The sequence below is a fragment of the uncultured Sphingomonas sp. genome (assembly GCF_964243315.1).
GTDB lineage: Bacteria > Pseudomonadota > Alphaproteobacteria > Sphingomonadales > Sphingomonadaceae > Sphingomonas.
In genome coordinates this window covers 43941-50920 of record NZ_CAXTEM010000018.1, presented here as the reverse complement: position 1 = coordinate 50920, position 6980 = coordinate 43941, and the positions used below count along the sequence as shown (strand labels likewise).

General features: G+C 62.0%; 6 protein-coding genes and 2 tRNA genes. 7 read left to right on the top strand and 1 reads right to left on the bottom strand.

All coding sequences use genetic code 11. The features are described from left to right. Window positions 1-1439, bottom strand: a 1439-nt coding sequence (gene ettA, locus ACFE77_RS07840) for an energy-dependent translational throttle protein EttA (RefSeq protein ID WP_375421074.1), incomplete at its 3' end; no start/stop codon positions are given. Between the two features lie 119 nt (window positions 1440-1558). Here ettA and ACFE77_RS07835 point away from each other — a divergent pair. From ACFE77_RS07835 to ACFE77_RS07805, 7 genes are all read left to right on the top strand, one after another. Further along, window positions 1559-2956, top strand: a complete 1398-nt coding sequence (locus ACFE77_RS07835) for a M20/M25/M40 family metallo-hydrolase (protein WP_375421073.1) — start codon at window positions 1559-1561, stop codon at window positions 2954-2956. A gap of 130 nt (window positions 2957-3086) precedes the next feature. Beyond that, window positions 3087-3350: a hypothetical protein gene (locus ACFE77_RS07830; RefSeq protein WP_375421072.1), complete on the top strand. Its 264-nt coding sequence runs from the start codon at window positions 3087-3089 to the stop codon at window positions 3348-3350. 107 nt (window positions 3351-3457) lie between these two features. Beyond that, window positions 3458-3533, top strand: a tRNA-Ile gene (locus ACFE77_RS07825). Window positions 3534-3576: 43 nt separating this feature from the next. Next, a tRNA-Pro gene (locus tag ACFE77_RS07820) sits at window positions 3577-3653 on the top strand. Window positions 3654-4032: 379 nt separating this feature from the next. After that, window positions 4033-4650 (top strand): DedA family protein, encoded by a 618-nt coding sequence (locus ACFE77_RS07815; protein ID WP_375421071.1) that lies wholly within the window; start codon window positions 4033-4035, stop codon window positions 4648-4650. Window positions 4651-4778: 128 nt separating this feature from the next. Continuing rightward, window positions 4779-5207 carry a GtrA family protein gene (locus ACFE77_RS07810; RefSeq protein WP_375421077.1) on the top strand — a complete coding sequence of 143 codons (429 nt, stop codon included), beginning with the start codon at window positions 4779-4781 and terminating at the stop codon, window positions 5205-5207. 24 nt (window positions 5208-5231) lie between these two features. Next, the gene (locus ACFE77_RS07805; RefSeq protein WP_375421070.1) at window positions 5232-6980 is read left to right on the top strand and encodes a hypothetical protein; all 1749 of its coding nucleotides are present in this window, start codon (window positions 5232-5234) and stop codon (window positions 6978-6980) included.

Genomic DNA, 6980 nt, shown 5'->3' with positions numbered 1-6980 from the left:
TCGAGATCGTTGGTCGGCTCGTCGAGCAGCAGGACGTTGCCGCCCTCCTTCAGCATCTTCGCCATATGGACGCGGTTGCGTTCGCCGCCCGATAGCTGCCCGACCTTCTTCTGCTGGTCGGGTCCGCGGAAGTTGAACGCACCCACATAGGCGCGCGTCCCCATCTCCTGCTTGCCGAAGCGGAAGATCTCGAGCTCGTCGGAAATTTCCTGCCAGACGTTCTTGTTGGGATCGAGGTCGTCGCGGCTCTGGTCCACATAGCCGAGCTTCACCGTTGTCCCGACCTCGATCGTGCCCGTGTCGGGCTGTTCCTGCCCGGTGATGAGCTTGAACAGCGTCGACTTGCCCGCGCCGTTCGGCCCGATCACCCCGACGATGCCACCCGGCGGCAGCGTGAAGTCGAGCCCGTCGAACAACAGCTTGTCGCCGTAAGCTTTGGTCAGGCCCTTGGCCTCGATTACCTTGCCGCCGAGCCGCTCGGGAAGCTGGATCAGGATCTGCGCCTTGCCCGCGACCCGGTTCTCCTGCTTCTCCATCAGCTCGTCGAACGCACGAATGCGGGCCTTCGACTTGGTCTGGCGCGCCTTCGGGGTTTGGCGCATCCACGCCAGTTCGTCGGCAATCGCCTTCTGCTTGCCCTGCTCCTCACGCTCCTCCTGCTCGAGCCGCTTGACCTTCTTTTCGAGGTAACCCGAATAGTTGCTCTCGTAGGTATAGTAGCGCCCACGATCGAGCTCGAGCACCCAATTGACGACGTTATCGAGGAAGTAGCGGTCATGCGTCACCAGGATGACGTTGCCGGCATATTCCTTTAGGTAGTTCTCGAGCCACTGGACGCTTTCCGCATCCAGATGGTTGGTCGGTTCGTCGAGCAGCAGGATGTCGGGCTTTTCGAGCAACAGCTTGCACAGCGCGACGCGGCGCTTCTCACCACCCGACAGATTGTCGACCGGGCTGTCGCCCGGCGGGCAGCGCAGCGCTTCCATCGCCTGTTCGAGCTGGCTGTCGAGCGCCCAGCCGTCGACCGCGTCGATCTTGGCCTGGAGATCGCCCATCTCCTCCATCAGCGCGTCGAAGTCGGTGTCATCCTGCGGATCGCCCATCTCGGCGGAGATCGCGTTAAAACGGTCGACTAGGTCCGCGACAGGACGCACGCCGTCCTTCACATTGCCCATCACATCCTTGGACGTGTCGAGCTGCGGCTCCTGCGGCAGATAGCCGACGCGAACGCCTTCCGCTGCCCAGGCCTCGCCGGTGAAGTCGGTGTCGATGCCGCCCATGATCTTCATCAGCGTCGACTTACCCGATCCGTTCGGGCCGATGATCGCGATCTTCGCCGTCGGCAGGAACTGGAGGCTGATGTTGTTGAGGACGGGCTTGTTGGCGCCGGGGAAGGTCTTGGTCAGACCCTTCATGACGTAAGTATACTGGACGGCCATTGCGGTCGCGCGCTCCGTGCTTGAAAAGGGCGGGAATTATCGACCGCAGATAGCGACGGCAGCGCGCATTGGCAACGCGTGCCCCGCCCTTGCCCGGTCGCATCGTAAGGAATCATCGCATGACCATCCGCCGTCTCTTGCTCGCCTCCGTCCTGATCGCCGCGCCCGCCGCCGCTCAGCGCGTCGCGCCACCGCCCCCCGCGCCGGTCGACGCGCGGGTGGCCGCGCTGCGCGATGCGGCGCTCGACGACACGCTCGCCTACGACCTGGTGGAAGGGCTGACCACCGAAGTCGGGCAGCGCCTCGCCGCCACCGAGGCTGAGGCGCGAGCGCGAACCTGGGCCGTCGCGCGCTTGAAGGCGCTTGGCTTCAAGAACGTGCGTGTCGAGACCTACCAGATGCCCGTCTGGCTACGCGGCGCCGAGAGCGCCGAGATCGTCGCGCCGTTCCCGCAGACGCTTAAGCTCGTCGCGCTCGGCAACTCCGGAGCGACCCCGGCGGAGGGCATCACCGCCGAAGTCGTCGTGTTCAAGACTTATGGCGATCTCGTCGCCGCTCCTGCTGCGTCGGTCGCCGGCAAGATCGTCTATATCGGCAACGCGATGGAGCCGACCCAGGACGGATCGAGCTACGGCGCTTACGGCCCCGCCCGCTTCGTCGGTCCCGGCATCGCTGCCGGCAAAGGTGCCGTGGCGGTGGTGATCCGCTCGATCGGCACCGACAAGCATCGCAACCCGCATACCGGCGGAACCAACTTCCCCGCCGGCGTCGCCGCTATCCCCGCCGCCGCGTTGTCGGTGCCCGATGCCGAACTGCTCGAACGCGTCGCCAAGCGCGGGAAACCGGTACGGATGAAGCTGGTGCTGACGCCACGGTCGGGCGGCACCGGCATCTCGGGGAACGTCATCGCAGAAGTGCCCGGCTACGATCCCAAGGCAGGTATCGTGCTGATCGGCGGCCACCTGGACAGCTGGGATCTCGGCACCGGCGCGATCGACGATGCGTCGGGTGTTGCGATCACCGCCGCGGCCGCCAAGCGGTTGCTCGACGGTCCCAAGCCCCGCCGCACGATCCGTGTGGTTTGGTTCGGTGCGGAGGAACCGGGCGGGTTCGGCGGCCGCGACTATGCCCGCGTGCACGGCAAAGAACCTCACGCACTCGCCACCGAAAGCGATTTCGGCGCGGATCGTGTGTGGCGGTTCGAGGTCAACCTTCCCGTCACCGCCACCGCGGTGGGCGATCGCCTGGCCTCCGCGCTCGCCCCGCTCGGGATCGGGCGTGGCACCGGTGTCGGCGGCGACGGCACCGATGTCGGCCCGATGCTCGCGCTCGGAGTGCCGGCGGTCGATCTCAACCAGTCCGGCCTACGGTATTTCGACACTCACCACACGCCCGACGACGTGCTCGACCGCGTCGACCCGGCGCAGCTAGCGCAGAATGTCGCCGCCTGGACGACAATGCTCGCGATTGTTGCCAACGCACCTGAGGTGCTGGGCACCGTAACACCACGGAAGTGACGCATTTTCGTCGCAAACGTTACGCTTCCGTGAATTTGCGCATTGACCGCGAGGAGTCGTGCGGTATTTGGGCCGCTTCGCGACGGCAATCGGGTCGGCCGCGATTATTGCTATGCTTGGGAGCAATCGAATGAAGAAGATCGCTTTCGTTCTCGCTGCCGCCGGCCTGATGTCCGTCGCTGCGTGCTCGAAGTCGCCAGAAGCTGCCGCCGTTGAGAACAACGCGGACATGCTGGCCGACAACATGGAAATGCAGGCCGACAACATGGACTCCATGGCCGACAACGCAACGACCGGCGCAGCCGCCGGTGCGATGTCGAACGCCGCGGACAACATGAACGCAGCAGCCGACAACGTCCGCGACGCCGCGGACGAAAAGGCCGACAACATGTGATCGCGCGCATCGGGGTCATCCCCGGTGCACGATCATGTGAAAGGGCGCTCCGCTGGTCGGAGCGCCCTTTTTCTTTGCCCGGTGCTGCGCTACCGGCAAGCTAGGTGGGGCCTGTAGCTCAATGGTTAGAGCTGGCCGCTCATAACGGCTAGGTTGCGGGTTCGAGTCCTGCCGGGCCCACCAAATGCTTGCGGGAACCGCCGAGCCCGCCTAGGGGACCAACCTTCGGGGAGTGGCGCAGGCTGGTAGCGCACCTGGTTTGGGACCAGGGGGTCGCAGGTTCGAATCCTGTCTCCCCGACCATGATAGCGCTGTGTGATTCGGCATCGGCAGAGCGCTGGACCGTCACCTCGAGGAACCGCCTTTTGCCGGCTCAAAGAGTTTTGTAATTGGCCAGCCGCTACGACATGCTGGCCGCCAACCTTCTCTCATTCGTGCCTCGCTAAGCAATTCCGGTTCGGCTGCAAACGGGTCAGAGCCATCGCGCCCCCGTGGGTTGCTGTTTATCAACCCTACCGCTACTCACCGCAGCCACTGGTAGCGTTCGCGTGGCGCGCTCATCATCTGCTCGTGGCGATTGGCGGTGTGAAAACGTGTTCGTTAATCCGTCACGCCAAACGGCCTTCGCGCAAACCCTTGGCTGCATCGGCCTGACATGCCTCCGACATTCTGCGGCACTTTCGTGATCGACAGTCTGGATGCCGCCGTCGCGTTCCTCCTCAACCATCGCAGCTTTATCTGGCTGGCTATAGGGTTGCTGGCGTTTGGAGAGTCGCTTGCGATCGCCGGAGCGATCATCCCCGCAACGCCGATCCTGCTGCTGCTCGGCACGCTTCTCGGCCGCGGGCTGATCGAACCTACGGAGGCTGTACCGCCCGCGATAGCAGGCGCGATTGTTGGCTATTGGGCATCCTGGGCGATCGGACGCCGGCTGAAAAGCAGGATCTATCGGGCGAAAAGTCTTGCCGCTCGGCGTCGATCGGTGGCCCGTGTCCGTCTGTTCTTGTCACGCTGGGGTGGCCCGTCGCTGGTAATCGGTCGTTTTATGCTCGGGCCTCTGCAATCGATGTTGCCGCTAGTCGCCGGTGCCGGCGGCATGGGACCGCGGCGTTTTCACGTCTGGAACATCGTTTCCGCCTTCGTGTGGGTACCGATCGTCCTAGCACCGGGTTACCTGACGGGTCGCGGGCTGGTGTCGACGGCGATGGGCCGGGATGTCGTCATGTACCTGACCTGGACGCTAGCGACTGTCAGCGTCGCCGCGATATTCATGATGCTTGTGCCGTTGTTGCGCCGCTAGGCAGGCCGGCTCGCTAGTACGCACGATCATTATCTTCAACAGTATGTCCGTCACGCTGAAGTGCACTTGGCGTTGACCTCTCGTTCCTGTAGGCAGGAATTGCATTAGGGGGACATGCAGTGCGAACGATGTTGGGGAACATTGGCGAACTCACTCGATTTTTGGCGACTGGTGGCGTCGCTACTCTCTGCAACATGGCGGTGGTTTGGATCTGTCGCGGCAGCCTGCCGATTAACGTCAGCTTCGTGTGTGGTCTGTTGATGGGCTTGTGCGTATCATTTGTGATGATGAAGCTCTTCGCGTTCAAAGCCACCGAATGGACAGGAGCACGGGGAGAGTTCGTTCGCTTTCTGATCGTTTATGCGTTTGGTACTTGCGTCTATCTGGCCGCGGCGTTGTTGACCGAAAGCCTGCTTTCGGATGCTGCCGTCCCGGCACGCTTTGCGGCAATTGCAGGCGTATTCGTGGGGGGCGCGTTCATGGCGGTCACTAGCTACCTTGGACATCGCAACTTCACCTATGCCACATCTCGATTTGGCAATCCGGACAAGGGTTGAGAGAATGCTGTTCGACGACGCCGGATGTTGATGTCTGAGAGGGGCACGGTCGTGCTGGCGGGCGAACCGTCACAAGATGTTGCTAAGTCGCGACCCAGACGTGAATTCTTGTCCACCTGGCGGGTGTTTGCACTTGCCTTCATTTCGCTATTCTTCGTGATGGATCGGCGACTGGACCCTTATGACGAAGGATTGATGCTGACGGCGGCAATGTCTGCAGGTGCGGGAAAGCTCTTACATCGCGACTTCTATTTAGTCTACGGCCCGGGAACACCGTGGCTGTTGTCCAAAATCTGGCTGGCGACGACGCATACGTTCTTGGCCGCTCGCCTTTATGGATTGACGATACAGGCCGGTATCGTGGCTTTGTGCTATCATCTGCTAAAGCCACTGATAATCAAATGGTTTGCAGTAGCCGGCGTCTTGAGCGCGTGGTTATGGCTCGCGTCGGCGCAAAGCTTCCTTTACCCGAGCTTCCCCTGCATCCTTCTGTACCTGCTGGCTTCCATCGCCATCTTGGGCGGCAATAAGGATGTCACGAGTAGATGGCGAGTGCTCGCTGGTGGCGTGTGCGCCGGGATCGCAAGCTTGTTCCGCTACGACGCGGGTGTGGCGATCCTTGCCGCCGAAATCGTCTATATCGGCGTGGCACATTTACGCATCGATCCAAGTGAGCGGCGCCGATACAATGCCGCCGTGGATCTTTTTCTGTTGGCGATTGGGTTCATCGTCATCGTCGGTCCGGCGACCCTGGTCTATTTTCATGCAGGCATGGTCGAGGCGTGGTGGCGTGACGTCATCGGCTCGTCGACATCCTACTATCGCACGCACCGCAACTTACCATTCCCGACTGCTACCGCGATCCTGCGTCGACCTTCGTGGATTAGCGTCTTCCTTGCTCCTATCGCGCTTGCCGTTGCAGCGGCGACATACGTGACGCGACCAGTGAACTCTTCGCCACCGACTTCGGCAACCCCAACTAAGCAGAAGTTCGGCTTGCTGATGTGCTGCCTATCCGCAGCACTTCACTACAAAGGATTGGTGCGGGTGGAGCCGCTGCATGCGTTAATGAGCGTTGTGCCGGCTACCCTGCTCCTCGTCCTTTGCGCTGCCGAGTGGTGGAAGCGACCGGGACGTCGTGCTGTTCTCGCGACCGGTAGTTTGATCATCTTGATCTTGCTCCCTGCGACCTACGCATTCGCCAGCACGGTTCGTCGGCTGACGTCTTTCGCCGGCCGTATCAACATCGCTTGGCTGGCCGCTGGAGCACCGCCAGCACGTTCTTCCGACCGTCCGCAGTGTTTGCCGCGCGATGCACTCGTCGGCGCCGACATTCTTCCGGGGCGGTTGGCCGCCAGCGATTTCGTAAGGGAGCATAGCAGCCCTGGCGAGCCGGTATTTGTGGCAGATAACCGGCATGATCGTTTTACGATCAACGCGGTAGCGCTCTACTACCTCATGGACCGTCCTCCAGGAACGCGTTGGTTCATCTTCGATCCTGGTCTGCAGACACGTAGCGACATTCAGCGTTCGATCATTCGCGATCTGGAACGCGCGAAAGTTCGTTGGATCGTCATCGACGATCTGGAAAATTTCGGACCGGAACCGAATGCAAGCAGCTTGAGCAGCGGCGTCAGGGTCTTGGACCACTGGATCGCACGCAGTTATCATCGTGTCAGCTATTCGGCGCCCTCCTCCGTCTGGTTGCAGAACAGTGCATCCGGCGCTCTCGGCGGCAGTAGAGCTGCACAGTGTCCGCCGACGAAGGACTGA